The sequence below is a fragment of the Nocardioides sp. 31GB23 genome (assembly GCF_040012395.1).
GTDB classification, from domain to species: Bacteria; Actinomycetota; Actinomycetes; order Propionibacteriales; family Nocardioidaceae; genus Nocardioides; species Nocardioides salarius.
This window is the reverse complement of record NZ_JBDYKJ010000025.1, coordinates 1-22,257: the sequence shown is the minus strand read 5'-3', so window position 1 is coordinate 22,257 and position 22,257 is coordinate 1. Positions and strand designations below refer to the sequence as shown.

Annotated in this window: 22 protein-coding genes; 16 read left to right on the top strand and 6 right to left on the bottom strand. The window is 73.7% G+C overall.

The window, feature by feature from the left end:
• Nucleotides 1-156: 156 nt before the first annotated feature.
• Complete coding sequence (locus ABKW28_RS09955) at nucleotides 157-1,560, top strand: wax ester/triacylglycerol synthase family O-acyltransferase (RefSeq protein ID WP_348608894.1); 1,404 nt, start codon at nucleotides 157-159, stop codon at nucleotides 1,558-1,560.
• 9 nt (nucleotides 1,561-1,569) lie between these two features.
• Here ABKW28_RS09955 and ABKW28_RS09950 read toward each other — a convergent pair whose 3' ends face one another.
• A complete protein-coding gene (locus tag ABKW28_RS09950; protein WP_348608892.1) occupies nucleotides 1,570-2,754 on the bottom strand; it encodes a site-specific DNA-methyltransferase in 1,185 nt (394 codons plus the stop codon).
• Nucleotides 2,755-2,818: 64 nt separating this feature from the next.
• On the opposite strand from ABKW28_RS09950, the gene ABKW28_RS09945 reads away from it, so the two are divergent.
• The 4 genes from ABKW28_RS09945 to ABKW28_RS09930 all read left to right on the top strand — a co-directional run bounded on the left by ABKW28_RS09945 (nucleotide 2,819) and on the right by ABKW28_RS09930 (nucleotide 8,446).
• Nucleotides 2,819-3,742, top strand: coding sequence for a matrixin family metalloprotease (locus ABKW28_RS09945; RefSeq protein WP_348608889.1), 924 nt, complete (start codon nucleotides 2,819-2,821; stop codon nucleotides 3,740-3,742).
• A gap of 163 nt (nucleotides 3,743-3,905) precedes the next feature.
• Entirely contained in the window at nucleotides 3,906-5,174 is a 1,269-nt protein-coding gene (locus tag ABKW28_RS09940) for a DUF222 domain-containing protein (RefSeq protein ID WP_348608886.1), read from the top strand.
• A 428-nt stretch (nucleotides 5,175-5,602) separates the two neighbouring features.
• A complete protein-coding gene (locus ABKW28_RS09935; RefSeq protein ID WP_348608883.1) occupies nucleotides 5,603-7,186 on the top strand; it encodes an alpha/beta fold hydrolase in 1,584 nt (527 codons plus the stop codon).
• Nucleotides 7,187-7,195: 9 nt separating this feature from the next.
• Nucleotides 7,196-8,446: a phosphodiester glycosidase family protein gene (locus ABKW28_RS09930; RefSeq protein ID WP_348608880.1), complete on the top strand. Its 1,251-nt coding sequence runs from the start codon at nucleotides 7,196-7,198 to the stop codon at nucleotides 8,444-8,446.
• Here the strand turns inward: ABKW28_RS09930 and ABKW28_RS09925 are convergent.
• The gene (locus ABKW28_RS09925) at nucleotides 8,433-8,936 is read right to left on the bottom strand and encodes a hypothetical protein (RefSeq protein WP_348608877.1); all 504 of its coding nucleotides are present in this window, start codon (nucleotides 8,934-8,936) and stop codon (nucleotides 8,433-8,435) included. The genes ABKW28_RS09930 and ABKW28_RS09925 overlap by 14 nt on opposite strands.
• A gap of 102 nt (nucleotides 8,937-9,038) precedes the next feature.
• Here ABKW28_RS09925 and ABKW28_RS09920 point away from each other — a divergent pair, with 102 nt between their 5' ends.
• The gene (locus ABKW28_RS09920; RefSeq protein WP_348608874.1) at nucleotides 9,039-9,641 is read left to right on the top strand and encodes a mismatch-specific DNA-glycosylase; all 603 of its coding nucleotides are present in this window, start codon (nucleotides 9,039-9,041) and stop codon (nucleotides 9,639-9,641) included.
• Nucleotides 9,638-10,048: a hypothetical protein gene (locus ABKW28_RS09915; protein WP_348608871.1), complete on the top strand. Its 411-nt coding sequence runs from the start codon at nucleotides 9,638-9,640 to the stop codon at nucleotides 10,046-10,048. Before ABKW28_RS09920 ends, ABKW28_RS09915 begins: the two co-directional genes overlap by 4 nt.
• Nucleotides 10,049-10,084: 36 nt before the next feature.
• On the opposite strand, the gene ABKW28_RS09910 is transcribed toward ABKW28_RS09915, so the two are convergent.
• Nucleotides 10,085-11,263 (bottom strand): glucose-1-phosphate adenylyltransferase, encoded by a 1,179-nt coding sequence (locus tag ABKW28_RS09910; RefSeq protein ID WP_348608868.1) that lies wholly within the window; start codon nucleotides 11,261-11,263, stop codon nucleotides 10,085-10,087.
• A 76-nt stretch (nucleotides 11,264-11,339) separates the two neighbouring features.
• On the opposite strand from ABKW28_RS09910, the gene glgA reads away from it, so the two are divergent.
• The 4 genes from glgA (at nucleotide 11,340) to ABKW28_RS09890 (ending at nucleotide 14,724) form a co-directional block, all read left to right on the top strand.
• On the top strand, nucleotides 11,340-12,542 hold the full coding sequence (gene glgA, locus ABKW28_RS09905; protein ID WP_348608865.1) for a glycogen synthase: 1,203 nt from the start codon (nucleotides 11,340-11,342) through the stop codon (nucleotides 12,540-12,542).
• A gap of 134 nt (nucleotides 12,543-12,676) precedes the next feature.
• Complete coding sequence (locus ABKW28_RS09900; RefSeq protein ID WP_348608862.1) at nucleotides 12,677-13,132, top strand: hypothetical protein; 456 nt, start codon at nucleotides 12,677-12,679, stop codon at nucleotides 13,130-13,132.
• Between the two features lie 24 nt (nucleotides 13,133-13,156).
• Nucleotides 13,157-13,948, top strand: a complete 792-nt coding sequence (locus ABKW28_RS09895; RefSeq protein WP_193668451.1) for an inositol monophosphatase — start codon at nucleotides 13,157-13,159, stop codon at nucleotides 13,946-13,948.
• A 26-nt stretch (nucleotides 13,949-13,974) separates the two neighbouring features.
• Entirely contained in the window at nucleotides 13,975-14,724 is a 750-nt protein-coding gene (locus tag ABKW28_RS09890) for a hypothetical protein (protein ID WP_348608860.1), read from the top strand.
• Here the strand turns inward: ABKW28_RS09890 and ABKW28_RS09885 are convergent.
• Nucleotides 14,687-15,202, bottom strand: a complete 516-nt coding sequence (locus ABKW28_RS09885) for a DUF4234 domain-containing protein (RefSeq protein ID WP_348608857.1) — start codon at nucleotides 15,200-15,202, stop codon at nucleotides 14,687-14,689. The genes ABKW28_RS09890 and ABKW28_RS09885 overlap by 38 nt on opposite strands.
• A 241-nt stretch (nucleotides 15,203-15,443) precedes the next feature.
• Between ABKW28_RS09885 and ABKW28_RS09880 the strand changes: the two genes are divergently transcribed.
• Nucleotides 15,444-16,904: a DUF1800 domain-containing protein gene (locus ABKW28_RS09880; protein WP_348608854.1), complete on the top strand. Its 1,461-nt coding sequence runs from the start codon at nucleotides 15,444-15,446 to the stop codon at nucleotides 16,902-16,904.
• Between the two features lie 8 nt (nucleotides 16,905-16,912).
• Nucleotides 16,913-18,211, top strand: a complete 1,299-nt coding sequence (locus ABKW28_RS09875; RefSeq protein WP_348608851.1) for a DUF1501 domain-containing protein — start codon at nucleotides 16,913-16,915, stop codon at nucleotides 18,209-18,211.
• Between the two features lie 222 nt (nucleotides 18,212-18,433).
• On the opposite strand, the gene ABKW28_RS09870 is transcribed toward ABKW28_RS09875, so the two are convergent.
• Nucleotides 18,434-18,739, bottom strand: coding sequence for a GIY-YIG nuclease family protein (locus ABKW28_RS09870; RefSeq protein ID WP_193668454.1), 306 nt, complete (start codon nucleotides 18,737-18,739; stop codon nucleotides 18,434-18,436).
• Between the two features lie 131 nt (nucleotides 18,740-18,870).
• Nucleotides 18,871-19,053, bottom strand: a complete 183-nt coding sequence (locus tag ABKW28_RS09865) for a hypothetical protein (RefSeq protein WP_193668455.1) — start codon at nucleotides 19,051-19,053, stop codon at nucleotides 18,871-18,873.
• An 18-nt stretch (nucleotides 19,054-19,071) separates the two neighbouring features.
• On the opposite strand from ABKW28_RS09865, the gene ABKW28_RS09860 reads away from it, so the two are divergent.
• From ABKW28_RS09860 to ABKW28_RS09850, 3 genes are all read left to right on the top strand, one after another.
• A complete protein-coding gene (locus ABKW28_RS09860) occupies nucleotides 19,072-19,719 on the top strand; it encodes a hypothetical protein (RefSeq protein WP_348608848.1) in 648 nt (215 codons plus the stop codon).
• Nucleotides 19,720-19,885: 166 nt separating this feature from the next.
• Nucleotides 19,886-21,037: an acyl-CoA dehydrogenase family protein gene (locus tag ABKW28_RS09855; RefSeq protein ID WP_341231322.1), complete on the top strand. Its 1,152-nt coding sequence runs from the start codon at nucleotides 19,886-19,888 to the stop codon at nucleotides 21,035-21,037.
• A gap of 9 nt (nucleotides 21,038-21,046) precedes the next feature.
• On the top strand, nucleotides 21,047-22,192 hold the full coding sequence (locus tag ABKW28_RS09850; protein ID WP_348608844.1) for an acyl-CoA dehydrogenase family protein: 1,146 nt from the start codon (nucleotides 21,047-21,049) through the stop codon (nucleotides 22,190-22,192).
• Nucleotides 22,193-22,257 lie beyond the last annotated feature (65 nt).

Below are 22,257 nucleotides of genomic sequence, written 5' to 3'. Positions count from 1 at the left end.
CCCGATGCTGGCAGCACCGACGGGCGGCTGGGAAGGATCGTGATGAACTCGAGGCGGCGTGCCCGTGACTTCTCCGCCCGACATAGGTTCTCCTTGTGGCCCCCGTCACGTCACGGGGGCACGACGCCGTACGGCGCCCCGAGCGAAAGGCACATCGTGGTCTCAGCCATCGACCCCACCGCCACCGGCTTCCTGCTGGCGGAGAACCGCAACATGCCGATGCACGTGGGTGGGCTGCAGCTCTTCGAGAAGCCCGAGGGGGCCGGCCCGGAGTACATCCGAGAGATGTACGAGGCGATGCGCGACGTCGACGAGATCGCGCCGCTGTTCCTCAAGCACCCGCACCGCTCGGTGCGCACCGCGGGCCAGCTGGTCTGGAAGCCCGACCTGCAGTTCGACGCCCACCACCACGTGCGGCACAGCGCACTGCCGGCCCCGGGGCGCTACCGCGAGCTCTTCGAGCTGTGCTCGCGGCTGCACTCCACCCGTCTGGCCTGGGAGCGCCCCCTGTGGGAGGCGCACGTGATCGAGGGCCTCGAGGACGGCCGCGTCGCGCTCTACACCAAGACCCACCACGCGCTGGTCGACGGCGTCTCGGCGATGCGGCTGCTGCAGAGCGTGCTCACCACCGACCCCGACCTGCGCGGCATGCCCGCGCCGTGGGCCGCCGGCCCGCCGCGCAGCCGGTCGGGTCGGGGGGTCGAGGCGCCGTCGCTGCCACAGATCCCGGCGGCCGCGCTGCGCAGCGCGCTCGCGCTGACCGCCGAGGCGGCGGCGATGCCCGCCGCGCTCGTGCGCACCCTCAGCAAGGGCGTGCGCAACGAGACCTCGGCGGTCTCCTTCCACGCCCCCCGCACCATCTTCAACCAGAGCATCACCGGGGCCCGCCGCTTCGCCGCCGAGGACTGGCCCATCGAGCGGCTGCGCGCCATCGGCAAGGCCACCGGCACCACCATCAACGACGTGGTGATGGCCATGTGCAGCGGCGCGATCCGCTCCTACCTGCTCGAGCTCGACGCCCTGCCCGACACCCCGCTGGTGGCGATGGTGCCGGTGGGCCTCAACGCCAAGCAGTCGCAGATCGCCTCGGCCGAGGGTGGCAACGCGGTGGGCGCGGTGATGGTGCAGCTGGCCACCGAGCGCCCCGACCCCGCCGACCGGCTGCGCGCCATCCACGACTCGATGCAGGCCGGCAAGGAGGCCCTGTCGTCGATGACGCAGATGCAGATCCTGGCGATGAGCGCGCTGGGCCAGGCCCCGATGATCCTGGCGCCGCTGCTGCGGATGCAGGGCATCGTGCGACCGCCGTACAACCTGATCATCAGCAACGTGCCCGGGCCGCGCACCACCCACTACTGGAACGGCGCGCGCCTGGTGGGCACCTACCCGCTCTCGATCCCGATCAACGGGATGGCGCTCAACATCACCTGCACGTCGTACGACGGGCGCATCGCCTTCGGGCTGACCGGCTGCCGCCGCACGGTGCCGCACCTGCAGCGGCTGCTGGTGCACCTCGAGGACGAGGTCGCCGCGCTGGAGAAGGCGGCCGGGGTCGGCTGAGGCGGCGCCTCAGGACGGAGGCGCCGGCTGGGCGAGCTCGACCAGCCCGCCGCCGTGGCGCTCGGCGACCGCGCGCAGCCGCGCCCGGGTGATGTCCGCGACCGTGGCCAGGCCGGCCTGGGCGGCGTTGGAGCCGGGCCGGGTGGGCTCGGCCCGGTTGACGCTGAGGCAGGTGCGGGTGCCTCCGTCCTCCTCGTTGAGCAGGGCGACGGCGTGGCCGGTGGTGCCGCTGCCGGCGAAGAAGTCGAGCACCGCGACGTCGTCGGGCATGGTCTGCAGGATCCGGCGCAGCAGCCCGGTCGGCTTGGGCGACTCGAAGACGTGGCCCACCAGCTCCTTCAGCTCGGCCACGGCGGTGTCGGTGGAGCCGACCTCCTCGGCGAGCCAGATGGTGGTCAGCTTCTTGCGCCGGCCCGGGTGCAGCCAGTCGCGCTGGAAGACGTCGACCCGCTCGCCGGTGCGCCCCCGCACGGTGCGGCAGACCAGGTCGTCGGCGCGCTGCTCGATGAGGGGACGGCTCCACCGCCACACGGCGGGGCGGCCGTCGCCGAAGACGGGGCTGACCTCGACGCCGCCCTCGAAGGGCAGCGTCGACACCCGACCGGTGCCCGGGTCGCCCCACACGCTGAAGTGCAGGGTGCGCGCGGTGACGGGGTTGAACTTCTTGTTGGTGTTGCGCAGCGGCAGCTCGCGGTAGCGCCGGCCGCTCTCCTCGTGCAGCAGCGCGAAGTCGCGCTCGTCGACGGTCTCCGCGCTGGTCGCGCTCAGCGCGCAGCGCGCCGGGTCGAGGGCGTAGACCAGCAGGTACTCGTGGCTGGTGGCGAAGCCGCGGCCGAGCTGGCGGCCCTTGGGGTTGAGGTTGACCACGACCTGGGCCACGAACGACGCCTCGCCGAAGACCTCGTCGAGGAGCAGCCGCAGGTGGGCGGCCTCGTGGTCGTCGATGCTCACGAAGAGCGCCGCCCTCGCCGACATCACACCGCGCGCCAGCTCCAGGCGCGGACGCATCATCGCCACCCACGCCTGGTGCCGCGAGGCGCCGGCACCGCCGCGGATGTCGTCGCTGTAGGCGAAGTCGTTGCCGGTGTTGTAGGGCGGGTCGATGTAGACCAGGTCGAAGACCTGCTCCCGGGCGGCCAGGTCGGTGAGCACGTCGAGGTTGTCGCCCTCGACGAGGGTGTTCCAGGTGCCCACCAGCCGACCCTAGCCGCACTCCCCGCGCTCCGGCCGTCACCAGCGGTCGGGGACCATGGGCACCATGGGGTTCTGGCAACGACGGGCGCAGGCGCGGGCCCAGCGGCGGTGGGTGCGCGACATGGAGCGCCGCCTGGCCGAGCTCGACGGTCTCGACCCCTCCCTCCTCGACGACGCCCGGGGCCCCACGCACGGTGAGCTCTACCGCGCCGGCGGCCTCGGCTCGACCCCCGACCCGTCGCCGGGACGACGCGGGCGGCGCTCGCGCGGGCCGGTGCTGCCGGGCCTGCTGGTCGCCGCGGTGCTCGCCGGGCTGATCGTGGCTCGCGACCCCGGCGCCACCGGCACCCGGGTGCGCGAGCTGCTCGGCAGCAACGAGCGGCTCGGCGAGATCGTCGGCATCGGCGACGGGGACGGCGAGTACGCCTTCGTGCGCACCCAGCGCGGCAGCGACGAGCCGGTGACCTGGTCGCCCTGCGAGGAGATCCCCTACGTCGTGAACCCCGACGGCGCCCCGGTCGGCTGGGAGGAGCTGGTCGAGGAGTCGGTCGAGACCGTCGCCGGGGCCTCCGGCTTCGTCTTCGACGACGAGGGGCTCACCGACGACCGCGACTTCGACCGGCGCTCGGTGGCCGCCGGCTCGGCCAGCCCGGTGCTCATCGGCTGGGCCGACGAGGACGAGGTCCCGGGCCTCGAGGGCGAGGTCGCCGGCCTCGGCGGCAGCGCCTGGGAGACCCGCCAGATCGGGCCCGAGCGCTTCGTGACCGGCATGGTCGCCCTCGACACCGACACCTTCGACCGGCTCGCCGGCCAGCGCGGCGGCGAGCAGGCGATGCGCGCGATCCTCGTGCACGAGCTGGGCCACGTGCTGGGCCTGGCCCACGTCGACGACGACACCCAGCTCATGTACGGCGGCAACCTGGTGCGCACGGACCTCGGCGACGGCGACCTCGAGGGGCTCGCCCGCCTCGGTGCCGTCGGCTGCTGAGGCCGGCCGAGCAGTCAGTTTTCGCACCACCGACCGGTCAGTTTCGCACCATCGACCAGTCGGTTTCGCACCGGACAGATCGTCTCGAAAAAAGTTTCGATCTGCCTGTGGAAAACGGCTTCTGACCTGGTGTTTTGTCGGTGGGCCCTGAGATACTTCACTCATGGCCACCACCGCGGCGCACCTCATCGGAGGTGCTGTCGCGCGGGTGCACTCGGCCCTCGATGACGTGGCTGGTACGCCGTTGTGGTCGATGAGCCAGGAGGCCACCGCGCAGACGTTGGTCGAGATCTCGCGGGCCGAGGCCCGGTTGGTGGAGGTGCGCTCGCAGCTGTTGTCGCACGCCGAGACGGTGGCGGTGGCGGAGACGAATGCGTCGCCGTCGGTGGCGGTGTGGCACTCCAACGCCACCCGGTCGACGAAGCGGGAGTCGTTTCGCCAGGTGCGCCTGGCCGAGGGGTTGGATCGGTACGACCTGGTGCGGGAAGCACTCGGTCGCGGCGATGTCATCGCCGAGCAGGCGTCGGTGATCTGCACGGCTCTGGACGAGCTGCCCGACGACCTCGACGCCGGCGTGTTGGAACAGGCGACCAAGGCGCTGGTGGCCTTCGCGGAGGTCCATGACGCGAAGGCGCTGCGGGTGCTGGGGCGCCGCATCCTCGAAGTCGTCGCACCCGAGGTGGCCGAGGCGTGGGAGGCCGCACAGCTCGAGCGCGAGGAGCGCGAGGCGGAGAAGTCGGCGGCGTTCCGGATGCGCGAGGACGGGCACGGGCGGATCAAGGGGTCCTTCACGGTGCCGCTGCTGGTGGGTCAGATGCTGGAGCGAGCACTGCTCGCATTCGCGGCACCTAGGCACCAGATCGCCACCCGCGCCGCCGACGAGGGCGAGCACGAGGAGCAGGCGCCGGTGCCGGTACGCCGTCCGACGGCGCAGCGGTTGGGAGCGGCGTTCGTGGAGCTCGTCGAGCGCCTGGACCCCAAGGGGCTGCCGAAGGCCGGTGGCGTGAACGCCACGGTTGTAGTGACGATGACCCTCGACTCCCTCAAGGACGGCCTGGCGGCCGCCACGCTCGACACCGGTGATCGGATCAGCGCCGCCACCGCGAGGCGTCTGGCCTGCGAGGCGGGCGTCGTGCCGGTGGTGCTGGGCGGGAAGAGCCAGCCGCTCGACGTGGGCCGCGCGACGAGGTACTTCACCCCGGGCCAGCGGATCGCGATGGGCATCCGTGACGGTGGCTGCACCGCGAAGGGCTGCGACGCCCCGCCGGCGACGTGCCACGCCCACCACGACGACCCCTGGTCGTGCCACGGGCAGACCGACCTCGACCGCGGGCGGTTGTTGTGTCCCTATCACCACCGCCGGATCCATGACCCGGAGTACGAGGCCGATGTCAGTGCTGACAACCAAGTCAGCTTCCACCGACGAACCTAGGAGCACTCCGCTCCCGGCCTCGCTGCTCGACCAACCGCGCTGCCGCGCGCCCGTTGGTTGAGGAGGTTGCGCAGCAACCGTCTCGAAACCCGGCGAGCCCACGGCGTACGGCGAGTGGTTGCGGTGGGCCGGCCACTCACGGGGTCTCGGCGACGCTCGTCGCTGGCGCTCCTCCCTGCTCGACCAACGGCGGCCCGCCGTTGGTTGAGGAGGTTGCGCAGCAACCGTCTCGAAACCCGGCGACCCCACGGCGTACGGCGAGTGGTTGCGGCGGGCCGGCCACTCACGGGGTCTCGGCGTCGCTCGTCGCTGGCGCTCCTCCCTGCTCGACCAACGGGGCGGCGTACGCCGTGAACTGGTGCCGGGTCGCGTGACCCCGGGTCGGCGTGCTCGTTGTGCCGGGCGTCACCATCCACCCGGGAGCACACATGCGTCGAGTCACCGCCCTGGCCACCGCGGCCGCCACCCTGGCCACCCTGGGGCTCACCTCCCTGGGCCTCGGACCGGGCGGGACGGTCACCCCGTCGGCGTACGCCGCGCCGGCCGCGAAGCAGGTGCGGGTCAGCGACGGCTGCGTCAGCAGCGTGCCCGAGCCGGGCGAGAGCGACGCGGTCGACATCTGCTACTCGCTGTTCCGCCCGCCGGGCGCGAGCCGCAAGCGCCCCGTGCCCATGATCGTGCACAGCCACGGATGGGGCGGCTCGCGCACCACCGACCCGGCCGCGTTCGACACCTTCCTCGACGCGGGCTACGGCGTGCTCTCCTTCGACCAGCGCGGCTGGGGCGAGTCCGGCGGCCACGCGCACGTCGAGGACCCCGCCTTCGAGGGCCACGACGTACGCCGCCTGGTGCGGCTGGTCGGCCGGCTCCGGTGGGTGCAGCAGGACCGGCCCGGCGACCCGCGCCTGGGCGCGATCGGCGGGTCCTACGGCGGCGGCTACCAGCTCCTCGGCGCGTTCGAGTCGCTGCGCACCCAGGGCCGGCCCGTCTTCGACGCGCTCGCCCCGCAGATCACCTGGAACGACCTGTCCTCGAGCCTGGCTCCCGAGGGCGTGGTGCGCACCGAGTGGGCGCTGCTGCTGGCGGCCGCCTCGGTGCCTGCCGACGCCCTGCCCCCGACCGTCTACAAGGCCCTCCTCGAGGGTGCCGCGCTCGGCCAGTGGCCCGACGGCTCGGTGCCCGGCACCGAGGACATGGTCGCGTTCATGGAGAAGAACGGGCCCGCCTGGCACGTCGCCAACGGCCGCCGCCTCGACATCCCGGTGCTGCTCGGCCAGGGCACCACCGACGGGCTCTTCCCCCTGCAGGAGGGCCTGGAGAACTGGCGCACGGCCCTGACGAAGCGAGCCCGCCGCGACAGCATCTTCGTCGGCTACAACGGCGGTCACGTGCTGCCGGCGGTGCTGCCGATGGGGGTCTCCATCACCTCCGACCCGTGCAGCGCCGAGCTGGCCGGCGGCGACTTCGAGCAGCTCTCGCTGCGCTTCTTCGACGAGCAGCTGCGCGGGCGCCGCACCGGTCTGCGCGGCTACGGCCGCCTGCACATCGCGACCCCGACCGACGAGTGCCTCACCACCCGCACCGAGCGCACCAACCACCGGGTCGACATCGGCACCGTGGCCACCTCGACCGCCGCGGGCGTCCCGCTCGGGACCCTCGTCGCCGAGGGCCCCATCGAGGTGGCCGGCTCGGCGTACCTCACCGCCGACGTCACCGCGGCCGGCGTCGAGAACCGCGCCTTCTACGGCCTGGCCGTGGGCACCAGCCCGCTCGACGCCCGCCTGGTGCAGAACAACGTGCTGCCGCTGCGCGAGCCGCTGCCCGTCGTCGGGGAACGCCGCCGCATCCAGCTGCCGGCCGTCGGCGTGCGCGTGCCCGCGGGCCAGAACCTCTACCTGCTGGCCAGCCCCTTCAGCGAGACGTTCGTGGGGATGAGCAGCCGCACCCCGGGCGTGATCGTGCTCGAGGACACGGTGCTGCACCTGCGCCGGACGGGTCCCGGGCGCGCTTAACCTTGGGCGGTGCTTCCCCGCTCTCGGACCACCGCCCTCGCGCTCGCCGTCGTGCTCGCGGGCCTCGGCGCGCCCGCGCTCGCCGACGACTCCCCCACCGGCCCGACCGGCCCCACGGGTCCCGCCGGCCGCGTCGACCCGGGCCTGCCGGTGCACGCCGGCGTCGACGGTCCGCACAGCTCCGACGGGATGCGCGGACGGGTCGCGCCGCGCGCCGCGGCCTACGACGACGAGCCGACCACGCGCGTCGTGCTCGAGCAGCGCCGCATCGCCCCCGGCGTGCGGTTCTCGTCGTGGAGCGAGACCGACGCGCGCGGTCCGGTGCGCTCCCACCTGCTCGCGGTCGACCTCGACGAGAGCAGCCTGCGCCTCGACTACGCCGCGCCGACGAAGGTGGCCGCCACCGACGACGTCATGTCGCTGGCCCGGGCCCGCCAGGCGATCGCCGCGGTCAACGGCGACTTCTTCGACATCGGCCGCACCGGCGCCCCGCTCGGCGTGGGCCGCTCGGCGACCCGGGGGCTCTTCAACGCCCGCGCGAGCGGCTGGAACGCCGCGTTCTACCTGACCCGCAAGGGCCGCCCGCAGGTCGGCGAGGTGACCCTGCGCGGCGCCCTCAAGGAGCGCCCCCAGGCCAGCGTCACCAACTTCAACTCCCACTTCGTGGCCCCCGGCGGCATCGGTGTCTACACGCGGCGCTGGGGCACCTCGCCCGGCTACGCCGTCACCCAGGGCCAGGAGAAGAACGTGCGGATGGTCGAGGTCCGCGGCGGCAAGGTGGTCTCCAACCGGGCCAGGCTGCGCCCCGGCGCGAAGATCCGCGGGCTGGTGCTCCTCGGGCGCGGCGAGGGCGCACGCCAGCTGCGCAAGCTGCGCACCGGCAGCGCCACTGTGAACTGGTGGTTGGCCGGGCGGCCCTCCATGGTCGTCACCGGCAGCAAGGCGCTGATCGACGAGGGCGTGGTGCAGGTCGTCGACGACGCCGAGATGCACCCGCGCACCGCGGTCGGCATCGACCGCGACACCAACGAGGTGCTGCTGCTGGTCGTCGACGGGCGCTCCTCGACCAGCCGCGGGCAGACCCTCGTCGAGCTCGCCCGCACCATGGTCGAGCTCGGCGCCGACGAGGCGCTGAACCTCGACGGCGGCGGCTCGAGCACCATGGTCGCCCGCGAGTCGGGGTCGCTGCAGGTGCAGAACTCACCCTCCGACGGGACGCTGCGCCAGGTCGCCAACGGCCTGGTCGTCACCCAGCGCTGAGCCCGCCGGCCTCGAGCACCACGACCGCGACGGTCGTCATCGGCGCGAAGCACTGCCGCCCGGGGCTCGGCGCCTGCGCGGCCTCGAGCACCACCGCACCCTCCGGCGTACGCCGCGCGCGCACGCTGGTCGGCTCGTCGCAGCCGACCGCCACCACCTGGGCCGCCAGCTCCTCGTCACCCCCGGCCTCGAGCGCAGCGGCCGCCTCGGCCACCTCGCCCGCGAAACCGTCGCTGAGGTCGGCCGTGAACTCCGCCAGCGCCGCGTCGTCACCCACCGGCACGGCCACCTCGTCGGGCGCCTCCCCCGCGTCGGTGGCGGTCACCAGCCGCTCGCGCAGCACCACGGGCGTGCCTCGGCCGCCGCCACCCGTGCCGGCGCCGGCGTCGCCCTCGGCGCGCTCGTCGCCCGCACCGCCGCCGCACGCCGCCAGGGTGGCGGTCAGCAGCACGGCGGCAGGCAGGTGCAGGAGGGCTCCGAGAGGTCGCATGAGGGTGCGACGGTACCCACGCCGCCGCGGTTCCACGCCGAGCCGGCCGGTTCGAACGGGCCGGCTCGGCGCTGGGGCTGCGGGGCGTGGGAGGCTCGGGCCGTGGGTCGATCGTTCTCTCGCGCCGAGCTGGAGTCCTTCCGTGACGCGGAGGTGCCCGACCTGGTGGGCCCCGACGTGCGGCTGCTCTTCGTGGGCATCAACCCCGGGCTGTGGACCGCCGCGACCGGCACCCACTTCGCCCACCCCGGCAACCGCTTCTACCCCGCGCTGCTGCGCGCGGGGGTGATCGAGGAGCCGATCGACCCGGCGGCCGGGATGAGCGAGGCGGAGCGCGACGTGCTGCGCCGGCGCGGCATCGCCATCACGAACCTGGCGCGACGCGCCACCGCCAAGGCCTCCGAGCTCTCACGCGCCGAGCTGGTCGAGGGCGGCGAGCGCCTGCGCGCGCTGGTCGCCGAGGTGCGCCCGCGCGTGGTCGCGGTGGCCGGCGTGACGGCGTACCGCAGCGCGTTCGGCGTGCCCAGGGCCGAGGTCGGGCCCCAACCCGAGACGATGGCCGGCAGCGCCCTGTGGGTGGTGCCCAACCCCTCGGGCCTCAACGCGCACGAGACCGTCGCCACCCTCGCCGAGGCGTACGCCGAGGTGGGGCGCGCCGCGGGCGTCCTGCCGCCCCTGCCGGGCTCAGGCACGATGCCTTCATGACCTCGATCGACATCGCCCGCGTCGACGAGCGCGACTCCTCCTGGGAACGGCCCGCATGGCGCTACCGCGTCTACGTCCAGGGCGGCGCCAGCGTGGGCGGCACGGAGGCGCCCGGCGGCACGACCGCGACCTACGACGTCACCGGGGCCGACGTCCTGCAGGTGCTCGACTGGGCACAGCGGCGGGCGGGGGCGTCGGCGACGTACTCGATCGCCCTGGTCGTCGACGAGCCCCACGACGGACGGGGGCTCGTGTGGCTCGTCGGGATGGACGGCAACGACTGGACCGACGAGCCGCACGACCGCCTGGTGCAGGAGCGGATGCTGGCACGGCGCACCGACCCCGTCGTTGTCCCGGAGGCCGATCGCATGCCCGTCGAGGTCCGGGTGCGTCCCTGGGCTGGCTGACGCCCGGGCTGACGCCCGGCCCGCGGGCAGGAGACCTCAGCGCGGCAGCTGCTGGTCCTTGCCCATCACGGTCAGCCCGTCCTGCACGATCAGTCCGCGAGCCAGGTCCTCCTCGGGGTCGACGCCGATGCGCGCACCCGCGGGCACGACCACGTTCTTGTCGAGGATGGCGTCACACACCACCGCGCCGGCCCCGATGATCACGCCGTTGAGCAGCACCGAGCCGCTCACGTCGGCGCCGCTGTCGACCCAGCAGGCCGGCGAGAGCACCGAGCGGCGTACCTGCCCGCCGGTCACCACCACCCCCGGCGAGAGCACCGCCTCGTCGGTCACGCCCGGGGTGCCGTCGGAGCCCTGCACGACCTTGACGGGCGGCTGGGGGCCGTAGGAGGTGTAGATCGGCCAGTCGAAGTTGTAGAGGTTGAAGACCGGCAGCGGTGAGACGACGTCCATGTGGGCGGCGTAGTAGGAGCCCAGGGTCCCGACGTCGCGCCAGTAGCCCTTGTCTCGGTCGGTGGCGCCGGGCACCACGTTGTCCTTGTAGTCGTAGACGCCCGCCTGCGAGCGGCGCACGAAGGCCGGCACGATGTCGCCGCCCATGTCGTGCTTGGAGCCGGTGGTCGTCGCGTCGCGGGTCACCGCGTCGACCAGGGCGTCGGCGTCGAAGACGTAGTTGCCCATCGAGGCCAGCACCTCGCCCGGGCTGTCGGGCAGTCCGACGGGGTCGGTCGGCTTCTCCAGGAAGTCGCGGATGCGCGAGGGCGCGTCGGGGTGCACGTCGATGACCCCGAACTGGTCGGCCATCTCGATCGGCTGGCGGATCGCCGCCACGGTGCAGGCCGCGCCGCTCTCGACGTGCTGGTCGACCATCTGCGCGAAGTCCATGCGGTAGACGTGGTCGGCGCTGCCGAGGTACCAGTGCTTGCCCACCCGCTGCTGCGCCGGGACCGGGGTGACGTAGTTGCCCAGCAGCGTCGACATCCGCCAGGTCTGCGAGACGTGGCGGTCGAGGCTGTGCGACTTGTACTGCGTCAGCACGACCACCTTGAGGTAGCCGGAGTTCACGACGTTGCTCAGCGCGAAGTCGATGAGCCGGTAGATCCCGGCGAAGGGCACCGCCGGTTTGGCGCGGTCGGCGGTCAGCGGCATCAGCCGCTTGCCCTCCCCGCCGGCCAGCACGATCGCCAGGACCTTCTTGCGCGCCGAGGAGCTCATGGCGACACCGTACTGCCCGTGACGCCCGACACGCTGGGGCTGCACAGCACCGGCGCGGGACGAGTAGGTTCGTGGTGTGCGAGTCGATGTGCTGTCCAAGGAGTACCCGCCCGAGGTGTACGGCGGCGCCGGCGTTCACGTGGCCGAGCTGGTGCGCGCGCTGCGGGCGCGCGACGACCTCACCGCCCGGGTGCACGCCTTCGGCGCGCCGCGCGAGGAGCCGCTGACCTCCTCCTACGCCGATCTCCCCGATCTCACGGGCGCCAACGCCGCGCTGCGCACGATGGGCGTCGACCTGGCCATCGCGGCCGGCTGCGCCGGCACCGACCTGGTGCACTCCCACACCTGGTACGCCAACTTCGCCGGGCACCTGGCCGGCCTGCTGCACGACGTGCCGCACGTGGTCTCGGCGCACTCCCTGGAGCCGCTGCGGCCCTGGAAGGCCGAGCAGCTCGGCGGCGGCTACCGGCTCTCCTCGTGGGTCGAGCGGACGGCGTACGAGTCGGCGGCCGCGGTGATCGCGGTGTCGGCGGCGATGCGCGACGACGTGCTGCGCTCCTACCCCGCCGTCGACCCGGCCCGGGTGCACACGGTGCACAACGGCATCGACACCGCGCTGTGGACCCCCGTCGACGACCCCGAGCGCGTACGCCGCCTCGGCGTCGACCCCGACCGGCCCTCGGTGGTCTTCGTCGGGCGGATCACCCGCCAGAAGGGACTGCCGCTCTTCCTGCGCGCCGTGGCCGCCCTGCCCCCCGACGTGCAGGTGGTGCTCTGCGCGGGGGCCCCGGACACCCCCGAGATCATGGCCGAGGTCGAGGCGCTGGTCGCCGACCTGCGCGCCGGGCGCGACGGTGTCGTGTGGATCGCCGACATGCTGCCGCGCGCCGACGTGGTCGCCCTGCTCAGCGCCGCGACCGTCTTCGCCTGCCCGTCGGTCTACGAGCCGCTCGGCATCGTCAACCTCGAGGCGATGGCCTGCGAGACGGCCGTGGTGGCCACCGCCACCGGCGGCATCCCCGAGGTGGTCGTCGCACCCGGCGGCGCTGCGGAGCCCACCGGGCTGCTGGTGCCGATCGAGCAGGCCGACGACGGCAGCGGCACGCCACTCGACCCCGAGCGCTACGTCGCCGACTTCGCCGAGGCGCTGACCTCGCTGGTCACCGACCCCGACCGGGCCGCGACCATGGGCCGGGCCGGGCGGCAGCGCGCCGTGGAGTCCTTCGGGTGGCCGGCCATCGCGGAGCGGACCATGGAGGTCTACCGCTCGGTGCTGTGAGGCCGCACTCCGGCGCCGCTGCGTCAAGCCCTGCCGTGCTCACCTGTGGACCGCCGACGGCCGCCGGCCGGCTGGCCCGGCACCCTGTGGAGAGCCGGTCGCGGGCGGCGGCGAGAGGGGGCAGCGTGCTCGCCATGGACACCACACCCGACCCCACGCCCCTCTCCCACGACCCCGCCCCCGTGCGCAGCCAGAGCGACCTGCTGCGGCTGTGGCAGGCGCTGATGGGCGAGCTCGGCTTCACCCGCACCTCCACCTGGGTGCTGCACATCGGCGACGACGACCGGCCCACCCGGCGCCTGCTCGAGATCGATGACTGCGCCGGCGAGCCGGTCCGCGACGACCTCGACTCGTTGACGACCATGCTGCTGCGCGTCGGCGGCACGCCGCCGGGCCGCTGGGTCTTCCTGCGCAGCCGGCCCGGGCGCCACGGCCCCGACGACATCGACCGGGCGTGGGCCCGCGAGCTGGGCCGGGCCTGCCGGCGCGCCGGGGTGGCCTCCGACGTGGTGCACCTGGCCACCGACCAGCGGCTGGTGCCCCTGCCCGCCGACGACCTGCCCGCGACGGGCCTGCCCGCCTCGGCCTGAGCCCGACCTGGGTACGGTCAGCACGTGCAGACATCCGACGTGCTGACCCTGCTCCGGACCGTGGGCGAGGAGGTCGTCGAGCCCCGCTTCCGCAGCCTCGGCGACGCCGAGGTCGAGGAGAAGAACCCCGGTGACCTCGTCACCGTCGCCGACCGCGAGGCCGAGGTCCGGCTCACCGAGGTGCTCCAGGACGCCTACCCGGGCGCGGTCGTCCTGGGCGAGGAGGCCGCCGAGGACGACGACTCCGTGCTCGCCCGCTTCGCCGACGCCGACCACGCGTTCACCATCGACCCGGTCGACGGCACCAAGAACTTCGTCAAGGGCTCCCCCGACCACGCGATGATGATCGCCGAGCTGCGCGGCGGCGAGGTCGAGCGCAGCTGGATCTGGCAGCCCCAGCACCGCACGGCGTACGTCGCCGAGCGCGGGCGGGGCGCCTGGCGCGACGGGCAGCGGATCACCCGGCCACCGGTCGGTGAGCGGCTGCGCGGCGTGACCTCGCGCCGCGGCTGGATCGGACGGGCGCTGGGCACGCTGGACGCACTGGAGCTGACCTGGGTCTGCTGCGGCGTCGACTACCCGCGCGTGGTCGAGGGCGGCGACGCCGGCGCCGACTACGCGCTCTACCGCAAGACCAAGCCGTGGGACCACGCGCCCGGGTCGCTGCTGCTCAGCGAGGCCGGTGGTGTGCTGGGGACCTTCGAGGGCGGGCCCTACCGTCCCCAGGACCCCGCCCCGGCGGGCCTGGTCGCGGCGGCCGACCGGGCGACGTACGACCTGGTGCGCGGGCTCGTGCACGCGCTCCCCGGCGCCTGACGAGCCGCCCCTCTAGGCTCGCGCGCATGACCACCTGGCTGCCGCCCGGCACGACCAAGACCATGTTCGTGGTGCGCGCCGACCCGGCGCCGCTGGGCGCGGCCGGGCTGCGCGCGGGGCTGGCCGGCGCCGGTGCGCTGCGGGTGCAGCTCAACGTCGACGACGAGCACGTCGCACCGGCGCTGCGGCTGGCCACCGCGGCCCCGGTGAGCGCGGTGCTCAGCGTCTGGGTCGACCCGGCCCGCGACCCGGCCGGCGTGGGCGCGCTGGTCACCGCCGCGGTCGGGGCGGCCTCGGGCTGGGTGGTCGACGAACGACGTCGCCTCGACCCTGCCGAGCGCTACGACGGCACCCGGGCCGAGGAGCTGGCCAACGTGGCGGTGCTGCGTCGTCCCGCCGAGCTCGACCGGGAGACCTGGCTGCACCGGTGGCTGGTGGAGCACACCGGCGTGGCGATCCGCACCCAGGCCACCTCCGGCTACGTGCAGAACATCTGCACCGCCCCGCTGGGCGCACCGGACCCGGCGGACGAGCGCGTCGAGGCGCTGGTCGAGGAGCTGTTCCCCGCGGCCGCCGTGCACGACGTGCACGCGTTCTACGGCAGCGGCGGCGACGACGCCGAGCTCGGTCGGCGCCTCGAGCAGCTGATGACCAGCGTGGCCCGCATCGGCGCCGACCGCGACCTCGACCTGGTGCCGAGCAGCCGGCACCTGTGGGACCTCGCGGACCCCCCGGGGCTCAGCCGCGAGCGCCCAGCGACTGCCAGTAGTCGTTGATCGCGCCGTTGGTCTTGACGAACCAGATGATCGGGCCGACGAGGATGAACATGCCCGGGAAGTACCAGAGCCCGGTCGCGCCGCTCACCGTGCGCCGGCGCCCGGCCCGCTCCTGCATCGTGCCGACCTCGGCGGAGGTCAGGTAGGGCATCACGATGCCGACGAAGATCGCCAGCACCAGGGCGACCACGCCACCGATGCCCTGACCGGTGTGGCGCTTCATCTCCTCGTGCACCTTGAACCACCAGTACCACCCGTAGATGCCGAAGGTGACCACGAAGAGCAGCATCGCCACACCGGTGCTGCGCACCTCGCCCACCGGGCCCGGCCCCTGTCCTGCGAGCTGGGCCTGGCCGTAGGCCTGCGGCGCGTTGCCGTAGGCCTGCGGCGCGTTGCCGTAGGCCTGCGGCGGCTGGTGGCCCGCCACCGGCTCGCCCGAGGGCGGCGGAGGAGGCGGGAAGGGGTTCTGCTCGGACACGGATGGCCTCCAGAGGTCGGGGTGGGATCAGGACGGGTGGGCCGACCCTACCGACCCTCGGCTGCGACCGACGTAGTCCGTTCGGGCCATGCCGGGCACCGGTCGGCCAGATCTCGGCGACGAGCGGCCGGATCGGGCCCGCAGACCTGCCGAGACGACGTCCGGCACCCCAGAGTGGACCCGCGTCGTCCCCCGGCGACGCCCCGCCGTCCCCTCACCCCCGCCGAGAAGAGGCCCGCCCGTGCCGTCGCCGTACGCACCCGGTCGCTACCGGAGCACCCCCACCCTCGGGGGCGGTGCCCGGCACCTGGCGCTGCGCTTCTCCTACGGGCTGACCCCCGAGCTCGTCAGCTCGGTCAAGCGCGCCGGCGGCGGGCTCGCCTGGTTCGACGCCCAGCTCGACCGGCCCTACGACGCCGCCGCCGACGCCCGGCTGTGCGACTGGTGGCCCGACCTGCACCTCGACGCCGCCACCATCTGGAAGCGCCAGGTCGACGGCGGGCGCGGCACCTGGGAGGTGATGGCCGACTACGCCCGGCGCCTGCTGGTGCGCCGGATGACCTCGAGCCACCAGGTGCACGAGGTGATGACCGACTTCTGGGAGTCCCACCTGCACGTGCCGGCCAACGGCGACGCCCAGGGCGTGTGGCGCTCGTCGTACGGCGACGTCGTGCGTCGCCACGCCCTCGGGCGCTTCGACGAGCTGCTCGTCGAGGCGATCACGCACCCGGCGATGCTGATCTTCCTCGACAACGCCACCTCGACGAAGGCGCACCCCAACGAGAACCTGGGCCGCGAGCTGCTCGAGCTGCACACCCTCGGCGTCGGGGCGCACACCGAGGACGACGTCAAGGCCTCCGCGCGCATCCTCACCGGCTGGCGCGTCGACCTGTGGCGCACCTGGGAGGCCTCCTACTCGCAGAAGGACCACTGGACCGGCCCGGTCGCGGTCGGCGACTTCCGCGACGCCAACGCCGACCCCGACGGTCGTGCCCTGACCCGCCGCTACCTCCGCCACCTGGCCCGGCACCCCGCCACCGCGCGACGCATCGCACGCAAGCTGGCGGTCAAGTTCATCAGCGACACGCCCTCCGAGCAGGTCGTCGACGAGCTGGCCGAGGTCTACCTGGCGCACGACACCGCCGTGGTGCCGGTGCTGCGCGCCCTCGTGCGCACGCAGGAGTTCCGCCAGGCCAAGGGCCAGAAGCTGCGCGACCCCGCCGAGGACGTCGTGGCCTCCTACCGCGCGCTCGGCGCCCGGGTGGTGGCCCCGAAGGGTGGCGACCACGCCGCCAACGCCGTGCTGTGGCAGAGCGACGCCGTCGGGATGCGCCCGGCCGCCTGGCCGCGCCCCGACGGCCCGCCCCTGCACGGCGACCCGTGGGCCTCGCCCAGCCGGGCCCTCGCCTCGATGGACGTGCACTGGTCGCTGGCCGGTGGCTGGTGGCCCAAGGAGGGCGTCACCTGGCAGTCCCCCCAGCAGTGGACCCCCGAGCTGCCCATCGAGTTCCGCGACCTCGTCGACCACCTCTCCCGCGCCGTGCACGGGCGCCGCTCCAGCCGGCAGCTGCTCCGCGCGGCCTGCGAGGCGGTCGAGGCCCGCCCCGGCGAGAGGATCACCCGCGACCACCGGCTGATCGCCTGGCAGTTCAACCGGCTGCTCGGCGTGCTGCTCGACCATCCACACCACTACCACCGCTGAGGTTCCCCGTGAGCACCCCCGAGCTCATCACCCCCGGCAGCCCGTCCCCCTGCGGCTGCCCCGAGTACGCCGCCCTGTCGCGGCGCGGTCTGCTGCGCGGTCTCGGCGCCGCCGGTCTGACCTGGAGCGTCGGCTCCGCCGTGGTCAGCGCCGCCGGCCCGGCCGCCGCGGGCGCGCCCACCGCGGCGGCGACGTCGACGGCCGGCGCCGGCTCGGTGCTGGTCGTGCTGTCCCTGCGGGGGGCGGCCGACGGGCTCTCCCTCGTCGTGCCCCACGGCGACCCGGCCTACTACGCGGCGCGCCCCCGGATCGCCGTACCGGCCGAGAAGCTGCTGGTGCCCGACGGCTTCTTCGGCCTGCATCCCTCTCTCGAGCCGCTGCTGCCCCTGTGGCGCTCGGGCCGGCTGGCCACGGTGCACGGCACCGGGCTGCCGGTGGTGAACCGGTCGCACTTCGCTGCGATGGAGGCCGTCGAGGACGCCGCCCCGGGCTCCACCGAGCGGGTCGGCTGGCTCAACCGGCTGCTCGGCGAGCTGCCCGGCTCGTCCCCGCTGCAGGGCCTCGCGGCGGGACGGGCCGAGGTGCCCACCTCGCTCTTCGGCCCCGAGCCGGTGATGGGTTTCCGCTCCCTGGACAAGACCGGCATCGCCGGCGACGACAAGTGGGACCCCCACGGCACCCGGGTGCGCTCGCTGGAGCGGATGTGGAAGAAGTCGCCGACCCCGATGGGCCGGTCCTTCCGCTCGGCCATGCAGGCGGTGGGCGACCTCGAGCCGGCGCGCGCGCAGGCCGACCGGAGCGCGGCGTACCCCGACGACGACCTGGGCCGGGCCCTGGCCTCGGTCTCACGCACGCTGCGCGGCGACGTCGGCGTCTCGCTGGTCACCGTCGACCACGGCGACTGGGACATGCACACCGACCTCGGCACCCTGGCCTGGGGCCGGATGCGCCGCGAGGGCGACTCCCTGGCCCGCGGCATCGCCGCCTTCTTCGCCGACCTGGGCCCGGTCGCCGAGCGGGTCACGCTGGTGACGGTCTCGGAGTTCGGGCGCCGGGTCGCCGAGAACGCCAACCACGGCCTCGACCACGGCTGGGGCACCGTGATGCTCCTGGCCGGCGCCGGGGTGCGCGGCGGCTACCACGGCTCCTGGACGCCGCTGGGCTCCGGCCTCGACGCCGACGTGCCCGTCACCACCGACTACCGCTCCGTGCTCGCCGAGGTCGTCGCCGCCCGCACCACTGCCTCCCCCGCCGTCGTCTTCCCCGGCTTCCAGCGCCAGCGCGTCGGGGCGATGCTCGGCCAGTGAGCCCCACGTTGGTTGAGGAGGTTGCGCAGCAACGCCCCACGTTGGTTGAGGAGGTTGCGCAGCAACGCCCCACGTTGGTTGAGGAGGTTGCGCAGCAACCGTCTGATACGGAAGTACGACACTCCTGAGACGCCGTTGGCCTGGAGTGACCGATGTGTCGAATTCCCCGCGCCATGGCGCGGCCCGGGGTTGGCCGCTGGGTTGCTCGAAACCACCGTGACGTCACGTGCCCCTGCGCTGCTGCTGCGCCCACCAGCTCCGGCTCGCCAGCTCGGGCAACGCCGCGAAGTCCCCTCGGACGAGCGCCTCGCGCTTCTCGCGGCGCCACCCCTGGATGCGCTTCTCGTAGGCGAAGGCGTCGGCGATGGAGTCGAACTGCGCGTTCCAGACCAGACGGACGGGCCTGCGTCGCCTGGTGAACTCGGCGCCGGTCCCGGCGTTGTGCTCGGCGAGGCGACGATCGAGGTCCCAGGTGCTTCCGACGTAGTAGCGGCCATCGGAGCACTGGACCATGTAGGTGTAGGGCATGCCGGGGCTCCTGCCCGGGCGGGCGGCGTCGTACGCAGGACGACGTGATGCCTGTGGACGACGGTGGTTTCGAGACGGTTGCTGCGCAACCTCCTCAACCAACGTCGACCGACGTCGAGGCGCTTGAGGGATCAGTCGACCTGACGGGGCTCCTGCGAAGAGGCCTCGGCGACCCGCTGGTGCAGGCGGGCCCGCACCTCGTCGGGGCTCAACCGCGCCCGCCGCCGCTGGTCGCGGGCGACCACCGCCCCGGTCGCGGCCACCCCGGCCAGCCCGGCCACGCCCAGCACCTTCCACACCCTGCTCGCCCTCATGCCCCAGACTCTCCCACCATGGAGCACCCACGACACCGCGGCCCGGGCCGGCACCGCGCGGGGGGACCGATCGGCCTCGACGAGGCCGTCGAGCTGACCCGCACCGGCGACCTGTGGCTCTTCCGCGGCCGCTCGGTCGCCGACCAGGCGATCCGGGTGCTGACCAACGCCCCGGTCAACCACGTCGGGATGGCCGTGGTCGTCGACGACCTGCCGCCGCTGATGTGGCACGCCGAGCTGGGCAAGGGCCTGGTCGACGTGTGGAGCGGCAAGCACCAGCGCGGGGTCCAGCTGCACGACCTGCGCGAGGCCGTGGGCCAGTGGACGGGACGCTACGAGCAGCGGGCGTGGCTGCGCCAGCTCGAGGCCGAGGTCACGCCGGCGATGGAGGACGCGCTGCTGAGCAGCATCGCCCGCCTCGACGGCACCCCCTTCCCCAGCACGGCCGCGCTCGTGGGCCGCTGGGCCCGGGGTCGCGTACGCCGCGCGGCACGGGCCGAGCTGACCTACTGCGCCGAGGTGGTCGCCACGGCGTACGTCGCGATGGGGCTGCTGCCCGACGACCTGCCCAGCAACTACTACGACCCGGGCCGGTTCTGGTCGGGCGACGACCTCGAGCTGCGCCACGGGGCACGTCTCGGCGAGGAGGTCGCGGTCGACGTGTGAGGCGCGGGACGGGTCTTTGGGCGCCGGCCACAACCCCGACTGGTCGGCCCGCCACGGGCTGCACGGCAGCAGCGGTGCGGGTGCCCCACGCGTTGCCCGCAGGGGCCATGATGGACACGACCGCTCCTCGTCCCACGAGGCGCCACCCGATCCGAGAGAGGCCCGGATGCAGCTTGCCCTGTCCGCCGAGGACCAGAAGTTCCGCGAGGAGATGCGCACCTTCTTCACCACCGAGGTGTCCGAGGACATCCGGCGCGCGGTGATCGAGGGACGTGAGCTCACCAAGGAGCAGATCGTCGAGAGCCAGCAGACCCTCAACAAGGCCGGGCTCGCCGTGCCGCACTGGCCCACCGAGTGGGGCGGCCAGGACTGGAGCGACCTGCAGCGCCACATCTGGAACGAGGAGATGCAGCGCGCCGGTGTGCCCACGCCGCTGGCCTTCAACGCCAGCATGATCGGCCCGGTGATCGCCCAGTTCGGCAGCCAGGAGATCAAGGAGCGGTTCCTGCCCAAGACCGCCAACCTCGACATCTGGTGGAGCCAGGGCTTCTCCGAGCCCGACGCCGGCTCCGACCTCGCCAGCCTGCGCACCACCGCGGTCAAGGACGGCGACGACTGGATCGTCAACGGCCAGAAGACCTGGACCACGCTCGGCCAGCACGGCGACTGGATCTTCACGCTCGTGCGCACCGACCCCGACGTCAAGAAGCAGGCCGGCATCTCGATGCTGCTCATCGACATGACCAGCCCCGGCCTGACGGTGCGCCCCATCGAGCTGATCGACGGCGGCCACGAGGTCAACGAGGTCTGGTTCGAGGACGTGCGCGTGCCGGCCGACAACCTGGTCGGCGAGCTCAACAGCGGCTGGACGATCGCGAAGTTCCTGCTCGGCAACGAGCGGGTCGGCGTCGCACCGGTCGGCACCACCAAGCGCATCCTGGCCCGGGCCAAGTCGCTGGCCGGCGAGCGGGCCTCCGAGCCGCTGCTCGCGGCGCGCATCGCCGAGCTCGAGAACGACCTGCTGGCCCTCGAGCTGACCGCGCTGCGCGTGGTCGCCCACTCCGCCGACGGCGAGCCGCACCCGGCCTCGTCGGTGCTCAAGCTGCGCGGCACCGAGCTGCAGCAGGCGGTCAGCGAGCTGATGGTCGACCTCGCGGGCCCCGCGAGCATCGCCTCCGGCGCGGGTGCCGACAGCGCGCTCGAGGAGTGGACGCACCACACCACGCCGACGTACCTCAACCTGCGCAAGGCCTCGATCTACGGCGGGTCCAACGAGATCCAGCGCCAGATCATCGCCCGCACGATCCTGGGACTCTGAGGAGCAGACATGGACTTCACCTACGACGACGAGCAGAACGCCCTCCGCGACGCGGTGCGCGGGCTGCTGACCAAGGCGTACGGCGACTTCGAGCAGCGTCGCCAGACCACCAAGGCCGACCCGGGCTTCTCCGAGAAGACCTGGACCCAGATGGCCGAGATGGGCCTGCTGGGCCTGCCGTTCTCGGAGGACGACGGCGGCGTGGGCGCCGGCCCGGTCGAGATCGCGATCGTGTGCCAGGAGCTGGGGCGCGTGGTGGCCCCCGAGCCCTACGTGACCGCGGTGGTGCTCGCCGGCGGCCTGGTGCAGGCCTGCGGCAGCGCCGAGCAGCGCAGCGAGCTCCTCGGCTCGCTGGCCGCCGGCGAGCGGCTGCTGGCCTTCGCCCACGACGAGCCGGGCTCGCGCTGGGCACCGACCGCCTCCGCGGTCACCGCCACCGACGACGGCGGCTCGTGGAGCCTGAGCGGCACCAAGGAACCGGTCGTCCAGGGCGCGCGGGCCGAGACCCTCGTGGTCAGCGCCCGGCTGCCCGACGGCGGCACCGGCCTCTTCGTCGTCGACGGCGAGGCGGCCACCCGCAGCGCCTACCCGACGTACGACGGGGGCCGCGCGGCCAAGGTCGTGCTCGACGCCACCCCGGCCACGCCGCTGGGCGAGCCGGGCCGCGACCTGACCGGCAGCATCGCCACCATCCTCGACCTGGGCCGGATCATGGCCGGCAACCAGGCGATCGGGGCGATGGAGGTCGCGCTCGCGCAGACCACGTCGTACCTCAAGAGCCGCAAGCAGTTCGGGGTGCCGCTCAGCACCTTCCAGGCGCTGACCTTCCGGGCCGCCGACATGTACGTCTCGCTCGAGCTGGCCACCAGTCTCGTGCAGTGGGCCACCATGGTCGTCGAGAGCGGCGACCCGGTCGCCGTGCGCGACGCGGCGGCCCGCGCCGGGCTGCAGGTCAGCCGGGCCGGGCGGCACGTGGGCCAGGAGGCCATCCAGCTGCACGGCGGCATCGGCATGACCGCGGAGTACGCCGTGGGGTCCTACATGTCGGTGCTGACGATGCTCGAGCACCTGCTCGGCGACGGCAGCCACCACCTCGGTGGGCTCGCGGAGCGCGTCACCGACCACGAGGACCTCGACCCGCTGGCGATCGCCTGACCCTGGTCCGACCTGGTCCGACCTGACCGACGGCCACGGCCGGGGGGGGGGGGGGGGGGGGGGCG